21 protein-coding genes and 1 pseudogene are annotated in these 23064 nt (G+C 66.4%); 15 read left to right on the forward strand and 7 right to left on the reverse strand.

Annotated elements, in window-relative coordinates:
• Positions 1-125: 125 nt before the first annotated feature.
• Positions 126-1280 (forward strand): aromatic acid exporter family protein, encoded by a 1155-nt coding sequence (locus AOK11_RS16520; RefSeq protein WP_055594486.1) that lies wholly within the window; start codon positions 126-128, stop codon positions 1278-1280.
• Positions 1281-1454: 174 nt separating this feature from the next.
• Positions 1455-1781: a hypothetical protein gene (locus AOK11_RS16525; RefSeq protein ID WP_055594487.1), complete on the forward strand. Its 327-nt coding sequence runs from the start codon at positions 1455-1457 to the stop codon at positions 1779-1781.
• Positions 1782-1884: 103 nt separating this feature from the next.
• On the opposite strand, the pseudogene AOK11_RS16530 reads toward AOK11_RS16525, so the two are convergent.
• Positions 1885-2482 (reverse strand): annotated as a pseudogene (locus tag AOK11_RS16530) (flavodoxin family protein); the annotation flags it as partial.
• A 276-nt stretch (positions 2483-2758) separates the two neighbouring features.
• On the opposite strand from AOK11_RS16530, the gene AOK11_RS16535 reads away from it, so the two are divergent.
• From AOK11_RS16535 to AOK11_RS16545, 3 genes are all read left to right on the forward strand, one after another.
• Positions 2759-4216, forward strand: a complete 1458-nt coding sequence (locus AOK11_RS16535; protein WP_055594488.1) for an FG-GAP-like repeat-containing protein — start codon at positions 2759-2761, stop codon at positions 4214-4216.
• A gap of 182 nt (positions 4217-4398) precedes the next feature.
• A complete protein-coding gene (locus AOK11_RS16540; protein ID WP_055594489.1) occupies positions 4399-5970 on the forward strand; it encodes a hypothetical protein in 1572 nt (523 codons plus the stop codon).
• Positions 5971-6244: 274 nt separating this feature from the next.
• Positions 6245-6976 (forward strand): ferritin-like domain-containing protein, encoded by a 732-nt coding sequence (locus tag AOK11_RS16545; protein ID WP_055594490.1) that lies wholly within the window; start codon positions 6245-6247, stop codon positions 6974-6976.
• A 331-nt stretch (positions 6977-7307) separates the two neighbouring features.
• On the opposite strand, the gene AOK11_RS16550 is transcribed toward AOK11_RS16545, so the two are convergent.
• The gene (locus AOK11_RS16550) at positions 7308-7622 is read right to left on the reverse strand and encodes a DUF1540 domain-containing protein (RefSeq protein WP_206188860.1); all 315 of its coding nucleotides are present in this window, start codon (positions 7620-7622) and stop codon (positions 7308-7310) included.
• A 1213-nt stretch (positions 7623-8835) separates the two neighbouring features.
• Here AOK11_RS16550 and AOK11_RS16555 point away from each other — a divergent pair.
• The 3 genes from AOK11_RS16555 to AOK11_RS43990 all read left to right on the forward strand — a co-directional run bounded on the left by AOK11_RS16555 (position 8836) and on the right by AOK11_RS43990 (position 11219).
• Positions 8836-9672 carry a DUF4397 domain-containing protein gene (locus AOK11_RS16555; RefSeq protein WP_055594491.1) on the forward strand — a complete coding sequence of 279 codons (837 nt, stop codon included), beginning with the start codon at positions 8836-8838 and terminating at the stop codon, positions 9670-9672.
• A 5-nt stretch (positions 9673-9677) separates the two neighbouring features.
• Positions 9678-10364, forward strand: coding sequence for a class F sortase (locus tag AOK11_RS16560; protein ID WP_055594492.1), 687 nt, complete (start codon positions 9678-9680; stop codon positions 10362-10364).
• 312 nt (positions 10365-10676) lie between these two features.
• A complete protein-coding gene (locus AOK11_RS43990) occupies positions 10677-11219 on the forward strand; it encodes a hypothetical protein (protein ID WP_206188861.1) in 543 nt (180 codons plus the stop codon).
• Between the two features lie 28 nt (positions 11220-11247).
• Here the strand turns inward: AOK11_RS43990 and AOK11_RS16570 are convergent, their stop codons facing one another.
• The gene (locus AOK11_RS16570) at positions 11248-11862 is read right to left on the reverse strand and encodes a DUF7691 family protein (protein ID WP_055594493.1); all 615 of its coding nucleotides are present in this window, start codon (positions 11860-11862) and stop codon (positions 11248-11250) included.
• 175 nt (positions 11863-12037) lie between these two features.
• On the opposite strand from AOK11_RS16570, the gene AOK11_RS16575 reads away from it, so the two are divergent.
• On the forward strand, positions 12038-12502 hold the full coding sequence (locus tag AOK11_RS16575) for a helix-turn-helix domain-containing protein (protein ID WP_055594494.1): 465 nt from the start codon (positions 12038-12040) through the stop codon (positions 12500-12502).
• A gap of 1 nt (position 12503) precedes the next feature.
• Positions 12504-13070 (forward strand): PIN domain-containing protein, encoded by a 567-nt coding sequence (locus AOK11_RS16580; RefSeq protein ID WP_055594495.1) that lies wholly within the window; start codon positions 12504-12506, stop codon positions 13068-13070.
• A 1168-nt stretch (positions 13071-14238) separates the two neighbouring features.
• Here the strand turns inward: AOK11_RS16580 and AOK11_RS40015 are convergent.
• The 3 genes from AOK11_RS40015 to AOK11_RS42880 form a co-directional block, all read right to left on the reverse strand.
• Positions 14239-15045 (reverse strand): restriction endonuclease, encoded by an 807-nt coding sequence (locus AOK11_RS40015; RefSeq protein ID WP_079034892.1) that lies wholly within the window; start codon positions 15043-15045, stop codon positions 14239-14241.
• Between the two features lie 612 nt (positions 15046-15657).
• Positions 15658-16668: a GmrSD restriction endonuclease domain-containing protein gene (locus AOK11_RS16585; protein WP_055594496.1), complete on the reverse strand. Its 1011-nt coding sequence runs from the start codon at positions 16666-16668 to the stop codon at positions 15658-15660.
• A complete protein-coding gene (locus AOK11_RS42880) occupies positions 16668-17270 on the reverse strand; it encodes a hypothetical protein (RefSeq protein WP_157869378.1) in 603 nt (200 codons plus the stop codon). The genes AOK11_RS16585 and AOK11_RS42880 overlap by 1 nt, the downstream gene beginning before the upstream one ends.
• Before the next feature lie 422 nt (positions 17271-17692).
• On the opposite strand from AOK11_RS42880, the gene AOK11_RS16590 reads away from it, so the two are divergent.
• The 4 genes from AOK11_RS16590 to AOK11_RS16610 all read left to right on the forward strand — a co-directional run bounded on the left by AOK11_RS16590 (position 17693) and on the right by AOK11_RS16610 (position 20621).
• Positions 17693-18544, forward strand: a complete 852-nt coding sequence (locus tag AOK11_RS16590) for a helix-turn-helix domain-containing protein (RefSeq protein WP_079034893.1) — start codon at positions 17693-17695, stop codon at positions 18542-18544.
• Between the two features lie 96 nt (positions 18545-18640).
• Positions 18641-19030: an ATP-binding protein gene (locus tag AOK11_RS16595; RefSeq protein WP_055594498.1), complete on the forward strand. Its 390-nt coding sequence runs from the start codon at positions 18641-18643 to the stop codon at positions 19028-19030.
• A gap of 176 nt (positions 19031-19206) precedes the next feature.
• Positions 19207-20058, forward strand: a complete 852-nt coding sequence (locus AOK11_RS16600) for a hypothetical protein (RefSeq protein ID WP_055594499.1) — start codon at positions 19207-19209, stop codon at positions 20056-20058.
• Between the two features lie 212 nt (positions 20059-20270).
• Complete coding sequence (locus AOK11_RS16610) at positions 20271-20621, forward strand: helix-turn-helix domain-containing protein (RefSeq protein WP_055594500.1); 351 nt, start codon at positions 20271-20273, stop codon at positions 20619-20621.
• Between the two features lie 232 nt (positions 20622-20853).
• On the opposite strand, the gene AOK11_RS16615 is transcribed toward AOK11_RS16610, so the two are convergent.
• Entirely contained in the window at positions 20854-21615 is a 762-nt protein-coding gene (locus tag AOK11_RS16615) for a phosphoglyceromutase (RefSeq protein ID WP_055594501.1), read from the reverse strand.
• Between the two features lie 192 nt (positions 21616-21807).
• Between AOK11_RS16615 and AOK11_RS16620 the strand changes: the two genes are divergently transcribed.
• On the forward strand, positions 21808-23064 hold a 1257-nt coding region (locus tag AOK11_RS16620), incomplete at its 3' end, for an MDR family MFS transporter (RefSeq protein ID WP_055594506.1).

Genomic DNA, 23064 nt, shown 5'->3' on the forward strand with positions numbered 1-23064 from the left:
TCCGATGTCCCCTCCGGTGCTCTCGGCCTTCCGCGCCGGTGGCGTCGTGGGCCGGGCGGCATCGGCCGGCTTCGATTCCGGGAACCGCAGGTGCGTCTCGTCCCTGGTGTGGCACTTGCTGTCCCATGGAGTGGATGCACAGGGCGAACCGGGCTGCCCGGCGCTGGGCCGGAACGGCCGTCACGGCGGTGCGGCGGGCCTGGGAGGGGCCGGGCCGTGAGCGGGATCTGGCGGTGCAGGCGGGCAAGGGAGCGCTGGCCGCCTGGGTGGCGTGGGCGGTGATGGGCTGGTGGCTCGAGGCGCCGATGGCGTTCGTGGCGCCGTGGGTCGCGGTGGTGCTGGTGGAGTCGACGGTGTACCGGTCGGTCGCGCACGGGCTGCAGCAGCTCGCGGCGATCGCGGTGGGCACGGCGCTGGCGACGGCGGTGGCGTTGTTGCTGGACAGCACGATGGCCGCGATGGCTTTGGTGCTTCCGGCGGTGCTGCTCCTCGGACAGTGGCAGCGCCTGGGGAGCCAGGGTGTCTACGCCGCCACCGGCGCGCTTTTCGTGCTGACCGGTGGCGAGGTCACCGTCGCCGGGGCGGCCGCCCGCGTCCTGGAGGCGGTCTTCGGCGCGGCGGTCGGAGTGACGGTCAACGTGCTGATCCGGCCTCCGGTGTACCTGCGGGACGCCCGCGCCGCGCTGGAGGACACGGCCCGTGAGGCGCACGAACTCCTGGGCGCGGTGGCCGACGGGCTGGCCACCGGCGAGTGGGACGCCCATGCGGCCGGGGACTGGCATGTGCGGGCGCTGCGTCTGGGCCGTCTGGTCGACCAGGCGCGGTCGGCGATCGGCTGGGGTCGGGAAAGCATGCGCGTCAACCCGCTCGGGCGGCGCAAGCGGGCTCTCTCCCTGCCCGGGGAGAAGTACGCCGACGCGGTGGAGGTGCTCGACTACGTCGCCGTGCACATCGCGGGCGTGACCAGGACCGTGTGGGAGACGGCGGACAGCGAGGAGGCGGACCGGCCGGCCCCGGAGCTCACCCGTGCCTACGCGGAGTTCCTGCGCCATACGGCGCGCGCCATCCGGTTGTACGGCCGGACCCGGTTCGGCCCGAGCGGCAGTGACGACTCCGCCGCGGAGCAGCTGCGCGAGGCGGTCGAGGAACTCCACCGGACCCTGGACGAGTTCCGCCGACGGCTGCCGGGAGCCGTGCTCGACGACCCGGCCGCGCTGGCGACCTACGGGACGCTGCTGACCCAGGCGCACCGCCTGGCCGATCAACTCGTGCAGGACTGACACCGCCGAGTAGCGGGGCGGGAGGCACGACGGCCGGGTGTTTGGGCGGATTCCCGGGGAACCCGTCGATCCCGACGGCCCCGCCACTGGCTGGAAGGGCTCGCCACCCGACCGCAGTCCGGACGAGAGCCCGGACAAGAGTCCGGACGAGACCGTGAGAGAGGGAGAACCACCATGCCGGCCGGATCCAGCTCCAAGCGTGAACGTCAGTACGAACACATCAAGGGGAGCGCCGAGGACCGTGGCGAGTCGTCGAAGCGGGCCAAGGAGATCGCGGCCCGGACGGTCAACAAGGAGCGCGTCAGGTCGGGCGAGTCCAAGACCGCCGGCAAGGCCTCCCTGCGGGACCCGAAGTCGGCCTCCCAGCGCGGCGGGCAGCGCTCGCACAGCGGTGCGGAAGGCCCGACCAAGGACCAGCTGTACGAGGAGGCCAAGAAGCGCAACATCCACGGCCGCTCCTCGATGACCAAGAAGCAGCTGAAGAACGCGCTCGACCACTGACGTGCGACCGACCACTGACGCGCGATGTGAGAGGCCCGCCGGGAGGAGACGTCACACGCTCGGCGGGCCACGCTCTTACCTGTGGCTGAGAGAGAACCTCAGCCGGGGCCGACAACGGGTGCGCGGTCAGTGCCCGTGCGACGCCGAAGAGGTTGTCGGCCATGGCGCGCCCGGTGTCGTGCGCCCACTCGCGGCCCCGTTGCTTGTCCAGGTAGTCGGGTCCCGGACCGGGTCCCAGGTGCCAGTACGTCCACGCCTGACCGGGAATCGTGTAACCGATGTCCGCGAGGCCCCCGGAGATCTCACTGATCACGTGGTGGGCGCCGTCCTCGTTCCCGGTGACCCACCACCCCCGCCACGCGGTTGTAGGCGACGGGGCGGTTCTCGTCGTCCGTCTCGGACATCATCGCGTTCATACGCTCGAGAACGCGCTGCGCCACTGAGGACGGCCGGCCCAGCCACGTCGGCGACGCGATGATCAGGATCTCCGATTCCAGGAGCTTCGCGTGGGCCCGGGGCCACTCGTCGCCGTCGCCCCCGTCGGTGACCACACCGGGGACGAGATGGAGGTCGACGGCTCGTACGAAGTCCACTTCGACCTCGTGCTCGGACAGCCGCTCGGCGACCACGGCGGCCAGCGCCTCGGTAGGGGAGGGCTCGGGGGACGCCTTGAGAGTGCAGTTGACGACCAGTGCTTTCACGTTCGCTCCGAGGTCGGGGAGTGGGGGGCAGGCGGCCCGTTGCACACACGAGCCAACAGCGCCCCACGAGAACCCCTGGCAGCAGACGTAACGAAGCCCCGGTTCCCGCGGCCGGCCGACGAGCCGTGAGCCGAAGGCGGCCGCATCCGCATCCATGTCCATGTCCGCGTCCGTGTTGCGTACAACCATTGGACGTCCGCGCGAGTCCAAGATCGCAGTTCAAGCGCCCCACGGGCACGTCGGGCCCTTCGGGCCCTTCACGGACAACGGAGAACCATGCGCGCCTCACGCACCGTCCTCGCCACCGCCACGGCACTCGCGGCGGCGCTCTGCACCTCCCTCCTCGCCGCCCCGACGGCGGTCGCGGCCCCCGCCAAGCTTGCCGACGACTTCAACGGCGACGGCTACCGCGACTTCGTCATGCTCGGCGGGACGCACGGCAAGGACGGCCGGGTCACCGTCGTCTATGGCACGTCGACCGGCCCCGGCACACGCGTCCAGACCATCCACCAGAACTCGCCCGGGATACCGGGTGCGGTGGAGGAGGGGGACGACTGGGGGTGGGCCGCGACCAGCGCCGACCTCGACCGCGACGGCTACGCGGACCTGGTCGTCGCCTCACCGGGCGAGAAGATCGGCGAGATCCAGACGCGCGGAGGCCTGACCGTCGTCTGGGGCGGATCGAAGGGGCTCGGCTCCGGCACCGTCTTCCACTCGCCCATCGCGCCGGAGAACGCGTACTCGGGCGACCAGTTCGGCCTGGACGTCGTCGCGGGCGACTTCGACGGTGACGGCGACCAGGACCTCGTCGCGATCAGCAGCAGCCGGGCCGGCGCGGTCCTGCTCAAGGGCCCTTTCACCCGTAAGGGCGGGAAGAGCGGCTGGCAGTCCCTCGGCAAGAGCTACGGCTACCTGAGCGCGTCCCAGTTGGCGGCGGGCCGGGTCACCGCCGACGGTGCCACCGACCTGTACATCCTCGGCAGCGATCTCCAGGGCGGTGACGACGACGTGGACCTGCGGGCCTACTTCCACCGCGGCGGCACCGACTTCGCCCGGCGCGCGAGTGAGACCCGCGTACCGGACGACGGCGGCCACCAGGTGGGCGGCGGCTCCATCACCGCCATCGGCGACTTCGACAAGGACGGCTACGGCGACCTCGCCATCGGGCGCGGCTACGAGCAGCCGGACGGTGAGAAGGGCTACGTCACGGTCCACTACGGCGGCTCCTCCGGTCCGAACACCGCCCGCAAGCCGGTGAAGTTCACGCAGAACACGGCGGGCGTGCCGGGCTCCTCGGAGAAGGAGGACTACTTCGGTGCCGCCGTCACCGCCGGCGACGTCAACGGCGACGGCTACGCGGACCTCGCCGTCGGCGCCCCCGGGGAGGACCTGGAGGGCAAGCGCGATGGCGGCATGGTCACGGTCCTGCTCGGCCGCAAGGGCGGCCTGTCCGGCACCGGGGCCAAGGCGTACCACCAGAACACGTCCGGTGTCGGGGGAGCCGTCGAGAAGGACGACTACTTCGGCCAGAGCCTCAAGCTCACCGACTACACCCGCGACGGCCGTGCCGACCTGGTCGTCGACACGAACGACCAGCTCGACAACACCCGCTGGGGCCTGGTCCACCTGCTGAAGGGCTCCAAGTCCGGCATCACCGGCACCGGTTCGAAGTCGTTCACGGTGAAGTCCCTCAAGCTGACGTACAAGACGCTCGGCGGCCCCTTCCCCCACTGATACCGGGCGGCCGAACAGGAGCCCTCCGCCAGCGAAGAAACCGCGGGCAGAGGGCTTGTACCACCCTCCCCCCACGAAACCCGCACATACAACCATTGATCCGGCGGAGAAAGCAGAGATCCGGTGGATCGACGAGAACAGACAGACCTGGTGGGGAACCATTGAAAAAGATCACGGCAGCGGTGGGCACGACGGCCCTCGCGGTCTTCGCCTCCACGCTGATCACCGCGCCGGCCGCGCAGGCGGCCTATGTCAGCCTCAAGTCGCAGGTCACGTCGAAGGAGAAGGACGGAAGAATACACGCCGTCTACGAGTCCTACGACTTCAACGTGCGTCCCGAGGACGTCAGCATCCGTATCCGGAAGAAGGGAAGCGACCGGGTCCTCGACACCGTCCGGATCGCCGACCGGTGCGCCCCTGAGAGCGACTGCTGGGACGATAAGTTCCTGAGCGAGCCGGTCACACTCCCCGAGCTGGGCGTCTACACCATGGACGTCGTGGTCAGGGAAGGGCAGCCGGACGAGTTCGTCAACCGGGACAAGGGCGACCTCGACTACGGACTCGCCCCCCGCCTGAAGGTCACCGGCGACCGGCAGTGGATCTCGTACGACAGCCCTCTCGTCAAGGTGTCCGGCACCCTCGTGGCCGAGGACCCGAATACGCGCGAGGTCAAGCCGTTCGCGGGGGCCATGCTCTCCTACCGCGACCGCATAGGGAGCATGGGGAGCGGTCTGCGGACGGACGAGGCGGGGCGCTTCACCGAGTCCCTGAGCTTCTCCGAGCGCAACACCGACACCGAGATCGAGTTCCGCTTCGGGACGGCGAAAGAGCAGCTCGTCCTGCCCTTCCGCAAGCAGGAATTGAAGCTGAGGATGGACACGCCCCTCGGCACCGTCAACGCCCCGTACGGGAGCGACGTTCCCGTGAAGGGCAAGCTCATCCGGATCGCCGACGACGGTACGGAGAAGCCGCTGTCCGGCCACGACGTCGTGATCGACCACCAGAAGACCCTGGTGACCCGGAAGGACGGGACCTTCTCGACGGGGCACACCGTCAGGCATCGCGAAACGGTGAAGGTCGCGCCCAGGGCGTCGGGCTGGTTCAGCACACAGCCGACGCACTTCTTCGAGGTCGCCAAGCCTCCGATGACGAGCGAGTTCACCTCGGTGAAGGCCGGTGTGGACAAGTATCGGAAGGTCACCTTCACCGGCAAGCTGGGCGTCTCGAAGGGCTCGTACCCCGCGGGCACGTCGGCCGTCATCGCCGTCGAGCACTCCACGAACGGCAAGACCTGGTCGAGTGTGGACACCTTCACCGCGAAGTACGGCTCCACCTTCACCAAGTCCCCGGCCAAGAAGGGCTCGGCCGGCAGCCACTGGCGCCTGCGCCACACGGGCGCAGGCCTGACCAGCACGTCCTTCAAGCTCGGCCGCAAGTCCACCGAGCTCGTCAACGACGACATGACGCCCGAGGGCGTACGCAAGGGCAAGACGCTCACGGCCAAGGGCAGCCTGATCCAGAAGTCCGGCTCCTCCTGGAAGTCGTTCCCCAAGCAGACGGTCCGCATCTACTTCAAGGCCTCCACCAAGGGCGCCACCTGGAAGAAGATGGGCACCGCGAAGACCCTGTCCAACGGCACCTTCAGCAAGAAGTTCACCGCGAAGCAGGACGGCACCTGGCAGATCCGCTATGTCGACACCCCGAGCACCCACTACGCGGACTACGGACGGGAGGACTACATCGACGTCCGCTAGAAGCACACGGCGTCGGCCGGCCCCCCGCCCGGGGGCCGGCCGACGCCGTGCCAAGACACCGCGGATCACCCGCTGCTCGCTTCATGAGGCGCTGGACGTCCTTGTCGCCGGTACGAAGTGTCGAGGACCGAAATCAGAGGCTGTCGGCATCTCGTACGGTGCGCGGGTGAAGCGGTGAAGTGCGCGGTGCCGGGCAGCGGTGGAACGGTTCGGTGTCCGCCGTCGTCGTCCCTCTTCGGGGCACGGTGGTCGCGCCCCGGGGAGGGGAGACCGGGTGCACACGGGCGGCTTCGCCACATGGACAAGGCGGTTCGAGGACGAGCGCGAGCGCAGGCGCGTCCAGGGAGACCCGGACTGGGGGCAAGGCGCGACGCTGCATCCGGCGGTGTGGGCCGGCATCCAGCGCTTCCAGGTCGGCGAGGACGGTGACGGCGCCAACCTCATCGGCAAAGCGGACGAGGCCGGCGACGGCGACTACGCGCGGGCAGTCCGGCTCTTCGTCGCCGAGGAACAGAACCACGCCCGTCTGCTTGCCCGGTTGCTGGCTGCGGGGCACATACCGACGTTGACCGGGCACTGGAGCGACACGGTCTTCGTACGGCTGCGGCGTCTCATGGGCCTGCGCCTGGAACTGCTGGTGCTGATGATCGCGGAAGTGGTGGCGCTGCGTTATTACCGGGCCCTGCGCGACGGCACCGACGACTCGCTCACTTCGGAGGTGGCGGGGCGGATCCTGTCCGACGAGCAGCGCCACGTCCCGTTCCACTGCGAGCGGCTGCACGCCTCCATGGCGGAGCTGCCCCGAGCGACGCGCCGCCCGGTGATGGCCCTGTGGCGACTCCTGCTGCTCGCGGTCTCCCTCGCCGTCGCCGCCGACCACGGCCCGGGGCTGCGACGACTCGGCATCGGACGCCTGCGATTCGTGGCTGAGGTGGTGGCCTCGTCCGGCGCGGTCGTCTCTGCGGTGCTCGCGCCCCGCCCGGAGGCATGGACCGGCGCGGACTGACGACGGACAGCCCACCGCTTCCCGCCCACCTCTTCAAAGGTTCGGCCCTTTGGGCGTTCTGGAGCCTTGGTGGTTGCCGGACATGTGCGCTCGGGCACTCAAGTCCACCTGAATTCAACGCCGTTGAGGTGATCTGGTGATGTCGGGTTGGATGACAGCCGTGGATGTCGGAAGTCTGCTGATCCGTAGCTTTGCAGGAATCGGCCCGTGCTGATCGGACGGGTCGCTTCCTGGTTTCCGACGGGCGCTGCCGGACCGGGACGGCTGCCGGGGGCGCTGTACTCACTGAGGTGCAGCGACCCCAGCAGTTCGCGATGGCTGCGCCCGTCGCTCAGGCCCGCGCGTAGGTGAGGCAGTCGACTTGCTCCCGCTCGTAACCGACGGTGATGGACGGGGCATGGCACTCCAGCCCGGTGTTGTGCCGGCAGTCAGCCATCTTGCATGCGCCGACCCGGCCGGTGACGGACGGCTCTCCACCCTCTATGTCTGCGTCCATGAACGTGTCGCAGACGGGGTTGCTGACGGGGTTGCTGACGTCTCCCACGGTGATTGCCACGGCGTGGCAGGTGTGGTCGTGGTTGTAGGCGCAGCTCTCGGCCACGCATTCGCTGATGACTGGCAGTTGCATGACGGGCGTGGCTGCCATGAGAGGGCCTGCTTTCTTGAGGTGCTGTACGGATTGGTCGCCGCGGTAGTGGTCCTCTCCGGGCGACGCGGCACGCCGCCACCACGATCAGTGGTCACTGCTCCGGCTCGCTGGACCGGCGCCTCAGCTCATCCACGTCCCGCCGATGCCTGGCAAGCTCGTCCTGGAGCTGCCGTAGACAGTCCCTGGTTCCCTCCGCAGCTACGGCGCGGGCGCGAGGCTCCAGCGGCGGTACGTAAGGATGAAGTGCCGGACAGTAGCCATGGGGCGGCGGGTATGGATGGACAGGGTGGTGCCGGGGGCCGCGTCCACACCAACAGCTCATGGAACGTTCCCTTCCTGGCTTCCACTTTCCGCGATGTTCGGTGTTGACGCACTTTGGCCGGAGGCAGAAGGTCTGAGCCGACAGGCCGACCGCTTCCCTCTTCCCCAGGGGGATGGGGGTGATCGTCCCTCCCGGCGTGGTCCGTACAGCCGTGGACGTCGACGGTGATCGGGGCGGTCCGTAGCAGCCACCGGGCGCCGGGCTGGAGAGCGACGACGAGTGCCACGCCGGCTGCCCCGTCCCTGGCATGCACGTCCACGGTTCGCTCGGACAAGGTTTCCGTACCGGTGAAGATCGCCGGCCAACCCCTCCCGCTCAAGGCCGTGCGGAGTTGGGCGAAGATTTTTCGCGCGACTCGTATCGCATGTCGGTCGGCGCCGCCGACGGTCCAGCGGCTCCAGCCGCGGGCCTCGCCCAGGGCTCAAGCCACCCGCCGGGCCCGAGCCGGCCGGGACCGGCCAGGTCGACGTGCCGTTTCCGGCCGGGGCGTATGGGGCGCATGGGGCGTGTAGGGCGCAAGTGGTGCACTATCGCATGGCATCCCATACTGGGCCAGGTGTCACGGGAAGCGGGCCGCTTGACGAAGAGCGCCTGCGTCTCCTCCCGGCGGCCGGGATCGAAGTGCTGGGCCCCATGCAAGGACCCGCCCGGGCAGCCCGCCCTCACTTCCGACAGCACGGCTGACAGGACCAGTGGCACCACTCCCGACAGCACCCATGACACCCGACCCCGACCGCGGCCGCGTGCGACAGCACGACGGACGCCGGACGCCGGTAAGGGGGCGCTGGGCGCCCGGCCGAAGAACTCGTCGCGCGATGCATCCGAGAAGCCGCTCACCCGGAAGCCGGGCCCCACGTGTGACCGGGGTCCCCCACGAAGGGAGTTCCGATGATGAACTCGCGCAGCAGGAAGATCGCCACCGCCAGTGCTTGCGTACTGTCCCTCGCCGTGGCCGCCCCCGCCTCCGCGGAGGGTACGGCGCAGGAGGACGGCAAGGCGTCCGTGACCGTCTTCCACGGCGTTCCGGGCCTCACCGTCGACGTGTACGCCAACGGGAACGAACTGCTTCCCGACTTCAAGCCCGGCACCTTGACCGAATCCCAGTCCCTGGACCCGGGCACCTACGACATCGAGGTCTTCGCCGACGGCGAGGGCCCCGACGGCGATCCCGCCATCCAGAAGAGCGTCGAGATCCCGGCCGGAGCGAACGCCACGCTCGCGGCCCACCTCGACGCACAGGGCGCCCCCGTGCTCACCGCGTTCGTCAACGACACCTCCAAGGTCCCGACCGGTCAGTCGCGGCTGACCGTCCGTCACGTGGCCGCGGCACCCGCCGTGGACGTCCGCGCGGGCGGCGAGCCGGTCATCGAGGGCCTGACCAACCCGAACGAGAAGTCGCTCGAGGTGCCCGCCGGCACGGTGAGCGCCGATGTCGTCCTGGCCGGGACCGACACCGTGGCCATCGGCCCTGCCGACCTCGACCTTGCCGAGGGCGTCAGCACGGTCGTCTACGCCTGGGGCAGCGCCGAGGACAAAAACCTCGCGCTGAAGACGCAGACGATCAGCGGCATGGACTCCGCGCCGCGCGGTGTGGACGCCGGTGAGAGCGGCGCGATGGCCGCCGACAACGAGTCCGCCACCGTCTGGCTCGCCTGGGGCGCCACGGGTGCCATCGCGGTCGCCGGTCTGCTGGCCGCCCGCCGCCGGTACACCCGGAGCGACTGACGGCCATGCGTTCCTCCCGCGAGGGCGGGCGGCCCTCCGCGGCGGCCGTCGGGGCCGCCGCGGTGGTCGCCGTCGTCCTGGCGGTGCTGCTGGTCTGGTCGCTGAGGCCGTCCGGAGCCTCGGTGCCGTCGGACTTCGGCACCCGACCGAGGGCCCAGGAGCCTACGGCCGGGCCCTCGTTCGGGGTCCACGACAGTGGACCGGGCGAGGCGGAGAACGCGTCCGGCCCCGTACCCGAGCCGACGGCGCTGCGCATCCCACGGGTCTCCCTGGACGCCCGGCTCCAGGGCGTCGGCGTCAAGGACGACGGAACGGTGGAGATCCCCGACAGCGTGGGGCAGGCCGGCTGGTACCGCTACGGCCCTGCACCGGGCGCCCCCGCCGGATCCGCCGTCCTCATCGGCCATGTGGACGACCGCACCGGCGACCTGGGCGCTTTCGCCAGGCTGTACGGGGTCCGGAAGGGCGACGACGTCACCGTCGCCCGCGAGGACGCGCCCCCCGTGAGGTACAAGGTGGCGGCCCGCGAGGTGGTCGACAAGGACAGGCTCCCCGACGAGGTGTTCCGGCGCCACGGACGGCCGGTCCTGACCCTGGTCACCTGCGCGCCCCCGTACGACCGCGAACGCGGCGGCTACCAGAGGAACTTGCTGGTGTACGCCGTGCCTACCCCGGAGCACGGCCAGGGGTGACCGGTGACGAGGCCTACGGCCAGGGCCCCGCCAACGAACCGGAGGCGGCGGTCTGATGGCCCAGCAGCCCCAGCAGCCCCAGCAGCCCCAGCAGCGCAAGCGGCGGCTGCTCGGTGACCGGTTCCACCTTGATGCGCGACAGGGCTCAGCTGAGGCATGGTGGGGCCTACTGTGCTGCGGTTGTCGCGATGAAGTGTGGTACGCGAGATGTCGAGGGGGACCGTGAGGCCATGTGATCACGAGACGACGTCTGCAGGCAGTCGTACGAGGACTGTGCTCCGCAGCGCGGCAGCACACCTCGCCGCTGTGCATTTGAGCGGAGTGCTGCTGTTGTTCACCTTTCTTGTGCCGCCGGCCTGGGCTCTGGACGCTTACGGGGCAGTCCCGGACCATGATCTTTCTGCGGATGTGCCGCCGTTCGTGGTCCTCCTCGCGATCGTGTTCAACGGTTTGAGTTTTCACGTGGTGGTGCAGATCCCCTCGGGGCTGCTGGGCACTTGGCTCGGCCGGAACCGCACTGCCGGCGTCTGCTACGTATCCGTCCTGGCGGTAGCGGGTGTCCTGACGATCGTTCTGCTGTGGGGAGTCCTGGGGGCCGACAGCGTTGCCCAGGCCCTTCCCCTATGGGCCGACTTCATGGCACGCGGCTCGTTGGCCCTGGCTGCGCATGTCTGGCTGAGCCGCCGTCTCCGGGCTTGGCCTGTGCGGCCTTGTCCGCGGGTTTCGACGGCAGATGTCCGCCTCGACGGGAGGCACCCGATCCCGGCCGGACTCGATGGTCACGAGAGGGGACAGCACCCCGCGCAGAGCGTGACACGAAACGGCCGCCGGCAGTCCCGCAGGATGATCAGGTGAGCTTGAAGAAGAGTGTGTCCTGGGTGTATCAGCCGATGTTCTTCGTGGCGTACTCCCACTCGTTGTGCTCGCACTCAAGCTTTTCGATCAGCTCCTGGACGTCGTACCTGAAGTCAGGGGCCATCCGGTCCAGGACGGCGCGATAGGCGTCGGCGGCGGGCTTGGTCTTGGCAAGCGGCAGATGGCCGATGGCGGGGTAGCCGTCCATCGAGTGCGGTACGAACGGGAAGTCGTCGGGCGGCCCGCCGAAGAGGTAGCCGTGGGGCAGGAGGTCGGCGGGTACGCCGAGGCGTCGCATCTCGTGGTCGACCAGGCCGAAGAACGTCGAGGGCTTCGAGTAGGTGCCCAGGTGGGCCGGGTCGGATGCGTTGTGGTCGATGATGTGCTGCAAAGCTGAGTTGTAGGCGTTGCCCGCGTACTCCGCGTCCGAGTCGGTGCGCCCGGCGATGAGGTCATCGAGGGCGTCGGGGACGGACAAGCCCCAGTCGACGCGCTGGTGATCGAGGTCGTCCTGGTGGGCCCGGGCGTCCTTGCGCATTCCGTTGAGGCGGCGTCGTTGGTCTGCGGTCAGGCTGCCGTTGCCGCCGAGGTAGGCCAGGACGTCGGCCTTGTCCGCGGTGGAGTACGCGATGTTGTGGCTCATGATCGCAATCGTGCCAAGCGGCACTGACATCCGGTGATGCCCACCCCCTCCAGGGTGCTCTCGCGCGGGCCTGGAGAGCGGAAAGGGCTTCATCCGTTCGTGGAGAGGCACCTGGGACAAGGTTGCGGCTGCTTCGTTTATTGCGAATAATTCGAATACGACAGTGGAGGGCGTCATGGGGACTGCGACAGGCAAGAAGCTCGAACCAGGCGTGGTGGACGCGAACGATGCGCAGCGGGCTCTGCGGCGGATCAACGGCTACCTTTCACGCGCAGCGCAGAGCGACGAGGACATCCAGGTTCACCTGGAGACGGGCGCCGGCGACGAAGCTCTCGTCCTGCCGCGGCCGGTGGCGGAAATGTTCGCATCGATACTGGCAGCTCTCGCCAATGGACAAGGCGTCCAGATCATGCCGGTCGACGCGGAGCTGACGACCCAGCAGGCCGCCGACATGCTGAACGTGTCCCGTCCGTACTTGATCGGTCTGCTTGAGTCCGGCGAGATCCCCTTCAGGCTCGTGGGGCGTCACCGCCGTATCCGCTTCGCCGATCTGCGCCAGTATCTGCGTGAGGACGACGCGAGGCGCAAGGGCGCGGCCGACGAGTTGATGGAGCTGGACCAGGAGCTGGGGCTGCTCTGACATGACCTTCGTCGTGATCTATGACGCGTGCGTCTTATATCCCAACACGCTGCGTGACCTGCTGATCCGTGTCAGCCGGAGGGGATTCGTCTGTGCCAGGTGGACAGAAGTGATCCTCGACGAGGTGGACCGGAACATTGCGCGGGACTACGACATCGCTCCTGAAACTCTGGCGCGTCGGAGAGCTCTCATGAACGGAGCCGTACGCGACTGCTTGGTCAGGGGCTTTGAGCCCCTTGTCGAGGGGCTCAAGTTGCCGGACATGGACGACAGGCACGTCCTGGCTGCTGCCATCCAGGCGGGCGCGCAAGTGATCGTCACGAACAACCGCAAGGACTTCCCATCCGACTACCTGGCCAATTGGGGGATTGAACGCAAGAACGCCGACGAGTTCATGATGGATCTCATAGGGCTGGACGATCGTGTCGTGTATGCCTGCGTGCAGGAGATCGCCACCTCTCGACGGCGTCCGCCGCAGACGTTCGACGACGTACTGGGGCAACTGGAAAGATCAGGTCTCACCGAGTCCGTGGCCGCCCTACGCCATGGACCGGGAGCCGTGAGCTAGCGAGCGGCTGATGGGAGCGGTGCTCAGCCGGCAGCTCTCCGGTACCCCGGCTGTTGCCCGACGTCCCCCCAAGACTCTCTGCTGGATCCGGCACTCCTCTGGCACACCCGGGTGGGCTCGGCCGGGCAACTGGCGGCTCAGGGATGGCGCTACCCCAGCAAGAAGCCCCCGACCTGCCAGGACGTCGCAGGCCGGGGGCTTACTGGTGTCGGCTTACTTCTTCTTGCCGGGTCTTGTCGGGGATCTTGGTGACCTGCGTTTTCCCTGCTCAAGAGCGGTGGGCCCATGCGCTTGGTGGTCGTCGTTGGTCGTCATTGGCTACTGTCGAGCGGCCTCGGACGGCCCAGAGACGGGCCCCGGCCGAGCTGTGCAGCAGCGCTTCGCAGACCGCTACCGACAGGGCCTCCCTGCAGCGCTCATGCCTGGCGCTTCTTGCGGCGGCGAGGCATCTTCGATGCTTTCGACGTGACGTCGTGGGCCCACAGGGTGCCAACTGAGGACACCGGCGGCTTCCCAACCGGCACTCGTCGCCTTCCACGCTTCGCCGGCTTTGCGGACTGGCGGACCTCTTCAGGCGGCGCCTTTGGCCTGACGGCTCGCAAGCATGTCAAACACCACCACTTGTTGACCATGGCATGCGTGGCCGTACGCGCACAAATATGCCCCTTACGGACGCCGTGATTAGCCGTGCATTGGCACTTCAAGATTCCCCCCGCAGTACGAGCCGCAATGCTGGTACTACACAGCTCCCCACATCCCAGCGTGCGGTAAACAACGCAGCACGATGGGTAGCATCCGGCGCCTGCGCCTGCCGCAATGTTTGGCACGGCGGCGTGCCCATCACCGCTCTGGGAGAGAGGCTGGGGCATCGGGCCGGTGACCTGCGGCTTCGATGCCTGGTGAGATGCCCGGCAACTCGACAGTCAGACAATCTTGTTGACCGTGGCTGACCGCTGCATCTGGCACGACAGTGGCACGAATCTCAGCCGACGACAGTCAGCCACGACGGCGGGTGCGCCGGCCGACCAGCGCGCGTGTGCCTTGCTGCACCCCCACTGGCCTCCGCCACGCTGCCGTCGACCAGAGCAAGCCGCGACGGCCGTCCCGTAACCACGGTGCCTGAGCCCTCAGCTTGGGAAGCTGGGGTCCTTGAGGGGAATTTCCCTGGTTAGTCAGAGGACATGTTGCGAATCGCAGCCAAAAGGTCTGTTAGCTCTGGAGGCTGCAAGTCTTGCCAACGAATATCGCTATTTCCGTAACCTATCATGTGGCCATAGATTCGATCACATGTCTCAAGGGTTTTTTCGGCGACGAATAGAAGCCCATCCCAGTTTTTGACGTCGATCAGACCGTTTGAGTAGTCTTCAGCCTGGTCTAGTGGCCGGTAGGGTACGGGCCATCGATTGAAACTCGCAGCCTCAAGAGAATCTTTCAACATACTAAGGCATGCTCTTACTGCAATCGGTTCTTTTAGGCCAAAGGACTCGGGACCTATATACCGCGAGTTGACCCTATTCCGCTCGGCCGCATTCAGGTTCCAAATGGAATGAAATTTGTTCTCAAGCTCTGCGATCCTTCCAACCAGGTCGCTCACCTTGATTGAGGAAAGTTCGTTTGCCGAGTTGCTGACGAAGTCTATCAGGTTGGTAAGCGTAATACTACTGTTGCGGGATGCGCGCACTGCGCCGGCCTGAAAACCTCCTTCCGCAAAGATCAGGCCGCGGTCCGCCCCGACGTCGTCAATAATTGAGGCAAAGGCTAGGACGCGCTCTTTCGGCACAGGCCGCTTCCATTTCTTGCACTCGACGATCCAAAGTTGATCAATCCCGGCGTATCTGATTCGCGCTGTGACATCGACTTCATGTCTCCCTCTAGCTCCTTCGATTACCTCTTCAACCTTTGTGGCGAAGCCGAATTCGGACAATGTTTCAGATACTTTGATCTGATATTTTTCCCATTCTTTCCTTTGGTTCACGAGACTCCTAAAAACTCAATCGAAAGACGGTAGATCGGCTTGCAGCACCGCATACATTTTAGGGCTTTCCATCACTTCGCGAACAAGGCCATTTCGGGAATGGCGAGGGTCTGTGCACCGCTTGCTTTGACAGCTGAGGGGAGATCTCGGAGGGGGCTGTCCCGCGAGTGTTTCGTCAACACGCATGTATCAAGAATTACCAATCTTCACCTCTAGCTCTGGGCAAGTGTGCACTTTGTCATTGACGCTTCCCCTGCGAGCCTGAAATTTTTCCACAGGTAACGGGAGTTGGGAGCTAGTGACTGAGAGGCGCGGGAGCTGCAGGGGAGCGACCGGTCGGTGGAGCGGCTTTAGACTGGAATTTCGATGACTGAGTCAAGGCCGTGGGGCGCTCTCCGCCAAGGCGTGTGGCATGTCGTCTCGGTGATCGGTTGCGCCTGAGCCGACGAAAGTCAGCCACGACGGCGGGCATGCCGACCGGTCAGGCGCGTGTGTGTCTCGCTGCACCCCCACCGACATCAGCCACGCTATCGGGCCTGTCGTCGACCACAGCAGGCCGCGACTGCCGACGCGGACGAGTGTGTCTAGCTAATCTCAGTTCACGAGGGCCAGTTACGAAGAAATCGTGACGAGAATCCCTTGAATAACTCCACCCCGATTAATCCTACTGTTCCGATCGTTGATTCCAGACCTCACGCGCCGATAGTACTCAGCCGCTTCAGGTGAGGGATTTGGTGCGCGCGTGACATCCTCAACTTCTTCATAAAAGGCGATGAGTTTGGCCGCCGCATCGGCGGAAGGCAGCGATCTCTTGTCGTACACGAGTGTGCGGTAGAGTTCGACAATCAACGTAAACAAATCGGCCTTTTGCCACACCCGGCTCTTGGTAGGAAATTGGCACTCATCAATGAATGAGAATACTTTCTCGAACCCTTCCTTAACTTCCCCGCTCATGGGGAAATCATCATTGTACTGATCAAGGTACTGCTCGTGCTCTTCATCGCGCCTGAAGTACCCACTCATGACGGTAATGGTCAGAGTGAGCGCAAATCGAATATCGTTCATGCGTCGACCGTCGAGCGACGTGAAAATTTTTCTGCTTTGAAAGAACGAGTGATTCGCGACTTCTTCGGCAAACCGCTTCAAGGCCCCGTCGAAACGGGAGTTGTTTACCTCCATGGCATTAAGTGAGTAGTTGGTAGAGTTAATGCGATGGAAAATCTGCCGAGTCTCTTCCTCGGTAAGGGGGCCGAGGTCTCTAATCACCACTTCATATTCGAGAAACTCGCGCTTCTTTTCGTCGGTGAGTTCTCTGTATTTCGGGATCACGTTGTTAGTGATACGCAAATCGGTCGAGGCCGTAAAGTACTGATGGAGTGTAGTAATCCGCTGCTGTCCATCCACGATCAACTCGGTTCCGTCACCAGTGTCCGGATTTACATCTCCGGCAGAGATGAAGATTTCAGGGAACGGAAGTCCGTCTAGCACGGTGGCGACGAATGCGACTTTGTGCTCGTTCGACCACACGAGACGACGCTGGAAGTGAGGATTAGGGATGAGTGTCTTGTCGCGGATCCCGGTGAGCAGCATCCGCAGCCTCTTGTTCGTCGCTGAAGTCTGCATCACAAATCCTCCATAGCCTCGCGACAGGATTTAACTGCTCGCTGTTGGTATTGGGTCAGGAAGCGCATGTCGTGATACAAGGCTCCGGCGATCTTATATGGGCCGAATTTTCGGCTTTGTTGTAGCTGTCTGAAGAACTGTCGCCAATCCTCAGAGAATTGAAATGAGGGGGATCTTGGTAGCATGTCCGGGCGAATCCATCCCCATGAGATGTACTGTTCGAATCGACTTTGTCTTGGCCAGTCAGCTCCTGAGTCCGCATAGGTGTGAGCTTCGTGCCAGACCTTCTCATATAGATCGTGACTCACGATTGCGACATCAATATCTGATACATCTCCGAAGCGGCGATATCTTTTATGGGGAGCGATGCTGAAACCAAGTCTCGCTGACCCTACAAGGAAAATGTCTTGATGTGGCGCAATAGAGAATCGCTCCGAAATGGCTTCTTTAAGAGCGAAGTGCTGGTCATCCGAAAGTGCGTAGCACGCTCCGTGGAGAAGCTTTGAATTGACTATGCGTTCATCGCTCGGCTCGGCTGAGAGGAAACTCTCAAAATGTTTCTTTGGGTCTGTAGTGAACTGTTCGGAGCTATTCGGCCCCACGGTCCCCCCATAGCCGGTTCGAGTATGCTGCCGAGAATATACAACCAACTCCGGCTGCCTGTCAGGAGATGCGTAAGATGTCCAGCTCGCGGGCGCAGGGCGGAGTCAGAAGCCACCTGGCTGGAGAGGCGTGGACCCCGCGACGACATTCCTCGTTGGCAACAGTTGGCTATACATTGCTGCGCGCGGCGCGGGCGCCGGCCGGGCTGGAGCGGGACGAAGGCAGGAGCGCGGCCCGGCCGGGGGTCGGGCCGCGCGCGGGGAGCGGAGCGAGCCGCCTTGAACCAGTAGAGAAGGTTGTAACTCAGTGAGGTTCAGGAGCCTGTCCGGTCCCGGGAGAGGCTTGACACTTCGGTTCCAGAGGGTGGTTGGTGAGGCTCACGCTCCCGGCTCCTGCTGGCAGGTGGTGTAGAACCCTGGGCATGGGGAGTGAACGGCGGGAGCGGATGAAGGCCCTCGGAGCGCGTCTTCGCGGGCTTCGTGCGGAGGCTGGTCTGACAGGTGCCGCGTTGGCGCAGCGGGCTGGGGTGGGTCAGCCAACCGTGTCCAAAGTTGAGAACGGACGCATGGTTCCGAGTATCGATGTACTTGACCGGCTCTCAGGTGCCCTCGGCCTTGATGAGCTGACCGCGGGTGAAGTGCGTGATCTCTTGGCCGTGGTGGAGACTGCGTCAGATGTCGATCAGCCGGTTGAGGGAACTGCTCCGGCTGGCCTGACGGTCGATGAAGAGGTTCGGTCCGCTCGGTTGGTGCGCTCGTTCCAATGCGTCGTTCTGCCGGCTGTGCTCCAGAGTGCGGAGTATGCCCGGCACGTCTTTGAGAGTGTGCCGGGTGTTACTCCTGAGACGGTCGGCCGGTCTGTCGCTGCTCGTGTGGAGCGGCAGAGTGTCCTGTACGAGCCGGGTCGGGAGTCGGTGTTCGTGCTGACCGAGGCCGTGTTGCGGACCTGGCCGGGTTCCCCGGCTCTCATGCTCGCGCAGTTCGACCGCCTGCTGGCTGTTGAGAGTCTGAGCACGGTGCGGCTCGGGGTCATCCCCTGGCGTCGGCCGGTGCCGGCCCTGCCGCGTCACGGGTTCACGTTGTGCGATCGGCGGGCGGTTGTGGTGGAGACCTTCGATGGCGAGCACGTGTCGGTCGATTCAGGTGAACTTGCCTCGTATGAGGAGACGTTCGGATGCTTTGAGCAGGCTGCGGTCTTCGGCGGGGAGGCGCGGGAGCTGTTGTTGCACGTGATGAAGGAGTTTCGCGACTTGGGAGGTGCCGTCACCCCTTAGGGGAATAATTCCTCATGATTCCTGAGTCGTGGCCCTCTCTAGGAATACTCTGCCGCTGTGATGTCTAGCCCTCTAGACATGAGTGAGGAGAGTGCCATGCGATCCAAGTGGTGCCGTGCCTTCCCCGGCATGGCTGAGGAAGTGGCCCATGCCCGCCACTTCGTCGCCGCCCTGCTGCGCGAGCGGGGTCCTGCCGATGATGCCGTCCTGGTGGTGAGCGAGCTCGCGACGAATGCTGTGCGGCATACGCTGAGTGGCTCGGTCGGTGGCTGGTTCCTTGTGGTGGTCGGCTTTGGCGATGACCTCGTGCGTATCGGGGTGGTCGACCAGGGAGGTCACCGCGTACCGCACTTGTGTGACATGACCAGCCAGGAGGAGGGCGGTCGTGGGCTGCAGATGATCGCGGCCTGCGCGAAGGACTGGGGTGTGAAGGACTGGCCCGATGGGCGTTCCGTGTGGGCCGATCTTGCGCGTGAGGGTGTGTGAACGAGCTCCGCTCGATGGTGGCCCGCAGTTCCCTTACGGCCGGTAACTGGTGAGTCCTCGGGGGTATTTATCGGCGGCCGGCCAGGTTTTACATGGCAGTCGTTCGCTCAGGACGACGACTCTCGCTCCTTTCGTCTAGGGCCCTAGACTCCTGGTGGGTGCCAGGAGGTGAGGTCATGTCGGAAGAGCTGCAACGGATCATGGCGATCGACGATCCGTACCTGCTCCTGCGCGAGGTCACGGCCCGGCTGGCCGATGCGCAGCACGAGGTGACCGAACTGGCCCGGCTCCGTCGGCGTGTGGTGCAGGACCTCCATGCGCAAGGGCTGTCGTACGCGCAGATCGCGGTACAGGCCGGTCTGAGCCGTGGGCGGATTCACCAGATCCGGCACACCGGCCCGGCACCGGAAGGCGCCTTTCTCGGCAGGGGAGCCGTCACAGTTGCTACTCCGCTGCGGCGCGACGACGAACGCGGGCGGACGGTCGTCGCCGTTGACGACGTCAGTTCCGGCAAGCGGCTGGAAGGCCTGGCAAGGTCGTACGGGCTCGACGTCACCTCGGAGCACGTGCCGGTGAGTGGCGAGATCGACCTCAACCGGAACGGCCTGGTCGTGGTCTGCGGGCCGCGCATGTCCCAGGAGATGTGGGAGACGTACGCGCAGGATCCCGTACTGCGCTGGGAGCGGGCGGAAGACGGGCCCTGGACGGTAATGGATCGCCGCACCGGCACGGTGTACCGGTCGGGACAGGACAGTGATCCGGCCCGCCCGTACGACATCGGATACCTCGGCAGGCTGCCACGTCCGGACGGCGCGGGCTCGCTGCTCGCCATCGCCGGTATCCACACTCAAGGTTCCCTCGGTGTCGTGCAGTTGCTCGCCTCCGACCTCAACACGCTTTGGGGGCAGGTGGGAGACCGCCGCTTCTCCGCGTTGGTGGGCGTCGAGTATGACCCCGATACCAGCGAACCGCAGTCCGTCGAACTCCTCTGTCCCCTGTACCGGCACGACCAGGAAGCGCCGGCGTGAGGGAGCGGCCCTTCGGTGGCCGTGCCGGCTCACCGGCCTGCGTGACTCCTGGGCAGCCAGGACGTTCAGTTCCCGGGCAAGTCTTCTCGCTCGGCTTTGTTGCTCCTCGGCGGTGACAAGGCCGGAAACTGGGAGCGCTGGTACCGCGACAACATCCCCCTGGCCGAGCAGCTCTACCACGAGTACACCGGCGACGAGGATTAGGAGTAGCCATGCCCAAGAAGGCTGCGCAGGACTGGGAGGTTCTGGAGCAGGAGCTGTACGCGGCCGGTGTGGAGCCGGCCGAGGTGGAGGCGGGGTCTCGCCGGCTCCTCGCCGAGGCGCGTGGCCATCAGCTCGCCGAGGCGCGCAAGCAGTCCGGTCTCGCCCAACGGGAAGTGGCGGCCCGGATGGGAGTCAGCATCGCCAGGGTCTCCCAGATCGAGCACGGCGAGGGGGCCACACTGGACGTCATCGCCCGCTACGTGGAGGCGCTCGGCGGCCGACTGGACCTGGTTGCGGACTTCGGTGATCACACGGTGCGGATGCCGGCCAGTAGTGATCACGACAGTGCGGCGGCGTAGCGACTGACGGGAGGGCACGGGTTGGGGAGCCGTCTCTTCGCCGATGACGGCTCTTACGAGGGCTCTCAGTACCCGTCGACTGGTCTGGACACAAAGAACCCCCGGGTCGGCGGCCTGGGGGTTCGCACCCCGCCGGCGTCTGACGACTGGGCCGGGCAACTGACGGCCCAGCCCCACCAAAAAGCCCCCGCCCTGCCAGGACGTCGCAGGCCGGGGGCTTACTGGTGTCTGCTTACTTCTTCTTGCCCTGGTTCTTGACCGCCTCGATGGCCGCCGCCGCGGCGTCCGGGTCGAGGTAGGTGCCGCCCGGGTTGAGCGGCTTGAAGTCGGCGTCGAGCTCGTAGGACAGGGGGATGCCCGTCGGGATGTTCAGGCCCGCGATGTCGGCGTCGGAGACGCCGTCGAGGTGCTTGACCAGGGCGCGCAGGCTGTTGCCGTGGGCGGCGACCAGGACCGTGCGGCCGGTCAGGAGGTCGGGGACGATGTTGTCGAACCAGTACGGCAGCATGCGGACGACGACGTCCTTGAGGCACTCCGTGCGCGGGCGCAGCTCCGGCGGGAGGGTGGCGTAGCGCGGGTCGTCGAACTGGGAGTACTCGTCGTCGGTGTCCAGCGGGGGCGGCGGGGTGTCGTAGGAGCGGCGCCACAGCATGAACTGCTCCTCGCCGTACTGCGCGAGGGTCTGCGCCTTGTCCTTGCCCTGGAGGGCGCCGTAGTGGCGCTCGTTCAGGCGCCAGCTGCGGTTCACGGGGATCCACAGGCGGTCGGCGGACTCCAGCGCGAGCTGGGCGGTGCGGATGGCGCGCTTCTGGAGCGACGTGTGCAGTACGTCGGGCAGCAGGCCGGCGTCCTTCAGCAGCTCACCGCCGCGGACTGCCTCCTTCTCGCCCTTCTCGGTGAGGTTGACGTCCACCCAGCCGGTGAACAGGTTCTTCGCGTTCCATTCGCTCTCGCCGTGGCGGAGGAGGATCAGCTTGTACGGTGCGTCGGCCATGGCTCCGAGCGTAATCGAAGCCCCGCGCGGGCCGCGCCCCTGTCCGGTGGGTGAGGAGCGGGCTCGACGGGTTGACGGGATCTGTTAATCGAGTGGTGGGTTCCCCGACGGCCTTCGTAATGTGTGCCTGCCAGTTCAGGTGCTTACATTCGGGGGGTCTTCGTGGTGTCCATCGGGCGTACCGGGCGTGCGATGCGGGAGACCGTGTCCGGGCTGCCACCTGCCTTCTGGTGGCTGTGGACGAGCACCCTCGTCAACCGGCTCGGCGGGTTCGTCGCCACCTTCATGGCGCTCTACCTCACCCTCGACCGCGGCTACTCCGCCACCTACGCCGGTCTGGTCGCCGCCCTGCACGGCCTCGGCGGGGTGCTGTCGTCCCTGGGCGCCGGCGTGATGACCGACCGGCTCGGGCGGCGGCCCACCCTGCTGGTCGCGCAGGCGTCCACCGCGGTGTCCGTCGCCCTGCTCGGCTTCGTGCGCGACCCCGTCGCCATCGCCGGCGTCGCCTTCCTCGTCGGGATGGCCTCCAACGCCTCCCGGCCCGCCGTCCAGGCGATGATGGCCGACATCGTCCGGCCCGAGGACCGTATCCGCGCCTTCTCCCTCAATTACTGGGCCATCAACCTCGGCTTCGCCGTCTCCACCATGGCCGCCGGGTTCATCGCCGAGCACAGCTACGCCGCCGGGTTCCTCCTCGAGGCGGTGATGACGATGGCCTGCGCGATCGTCGTCTTCGTGAAGCTCCCCGAGTCGAAGCCCGTCCAGGTCGCGGGGGAGGCGCGCGAGGACTCCGTCGGGCTCGGGACGGTGCTCCGCGACGGGCGGTTCATGGGCGTCGTCGGGCTGTCCTTCCTCGTCGCGCTGATCTTCCAGCAGGGGGCCGTCGGACTGCCCGTCGCGATGGGTGCGGCCGGGTTCACCCCGGCCGACTACGGCATGGCCATCGCGGTCAACGGCGTCCTCATCGTCGTCCTGCAGATCCCGGTCACCCGGTTCATCGAGCACCGCGACCCCGGCCGCCTGCTGGTGCTCTCCGCGCTGCTCGCCGGGTACGGCTTCGGCCTGACCGCCTTCGCCGGGTCCGTCGGGGTCTTCGCCCTCACCGTCTGCGTGTGGACGCTTGCCGAGATCGTCAACGCGCCCACCCAGACCGGACTCGTCGTCCAGTTGTCGCCGGCCCACGGGCGCGGGCGCTACCAGGGCATGTACACCATGTCCTGGGCCGTCGCCGCGCTCGTCGCCCCGCTGATGTCGGGACTCGTCATCGACCGGTACGGGGCGGAGTGGCTGTGGGGCATGTGCGCCGTCGTCGGCACGGTGGCGGGACTCGGATACGCGCTGCTGATGCGGCGGCTGCCGTCCGGGACCTTCACCCTCGCCGCCCCGGCATCACGGCCTTCTCCCCGCTCGCGTCCGCTCCGGCGGCGACCACCGGCGCCTCCTCTACGG

This window comes from Streptomyces hirsutus (assembly GCF_001418415.1).
In the GTDB taxonomy this organism is placed as follows: Bacteria; Actinomycetota; Actinomycetes; order Streptomycetales; family Streptomycetaceae; genus Streptomyces; species Streptomyces hirsutus.

Coding starts and splice junctions, on each gene's coding strand:
- AOK11_RS16520 (WP_055594486.1), top strand. CDS start 126: ATGGAGTGGATGCACAGGGCGAACCGGGCTGCCCGGCGCTGGGCCGGA.
- AOK11_RS16525 (WP_055594487.1), top strand. CDS start 1,455: ATGCCGGCCGGATCCAGCTCCAAGCGTGAACGTCAGTACGAACACATC.
- AOK11_RS16535 (WP_055594488.1), top strand. CDS start 2,759: ATGCGCGCCTCACGCACCGTCCTCGCCACCGCCACGGCACTCGCGGCG.
- AOK11_RS16550 (WP_206188860.1), bottom strand. CDS start 7,622: ATGGCAGCCACGCCCGTCATGCAACTGCCAGTCATCAGCGAATGCGTG.
- AOK11_RS16555 (WP_055594491.1), top strand. CDS start 8,836: ATGATGAACTCGCGCAGCAGGAAGATCGCCACCGCCAGTGCTTGCGTA.
- AOK11_RS16560 (WP_055594492.1), top strand. CDS start 9,678: ATGCGTTCCTCCCGCGAGGGCGGGCGGCCCTCCGCGGCGGCCGTCGGG.
- AOK11_RS16570 (WP_055594493.1), bottom strand. CDS start 11,862: ATGAGCCACAACATCGCGTACTCCACCGCGGACAAGGCCGACGTCCTG.
- AOK11_RS16575 (WP_055594494.1), top strand. CDS start 12,038: ATGGGGACTGCGACAGGCAAGAAGCTCGAACCAGGCGTGGTGGACGCG.
- AOK11_RS16580 (WP_055594495.1), top strand. CDS start 12,504: ATGACCTTCGTCGTGATCTATGACGCGTGCGTCTTATATCCCAACACG.
- AOK11_RS16585 (WP_055594496.1), bottom strand. CDS start 16,668: ATGCAGACTTCAGCGACGAACAAGAGGCTGCGGATGCTGCTCACCGGG.
- AOK11_RS16590 (WP_079034893.1), top strand. CDS start 17,693: ATGGGGAGTGAACGGCGGGAGCGGATGAAGGCCCTCGGAGCGCGTCTT.
- AOK11_RS16595 (WP_055594498.1), top strand. CDS start 18,641: ATGCGATCCAAGTGGTGCCGTGCCTTCCCCGGCATGGCTGAGGAAGTG.
- AOK11_RS16600 (WP_055594499.1), top strand. CDS start 19,207: ATGTCGGAAGAGCTGCAACGGATCATGGCGATCGACGATCCGTACCTG.
- AOK11_RS16610 (WP_055594500.1), top strand. CDS start 20,271: ATGCCCAAGAAGGCTGCGCAGGACTGGGAGGTTCTGGAGCAGGAGCTG.
- AOK11_RS16615 (WP_055594501.1), bottom strand. CDS start 21,615: ATGGCCGACGCACCGTACAAGCTGATCCTCCTCCGCCACGGCGAGAGC.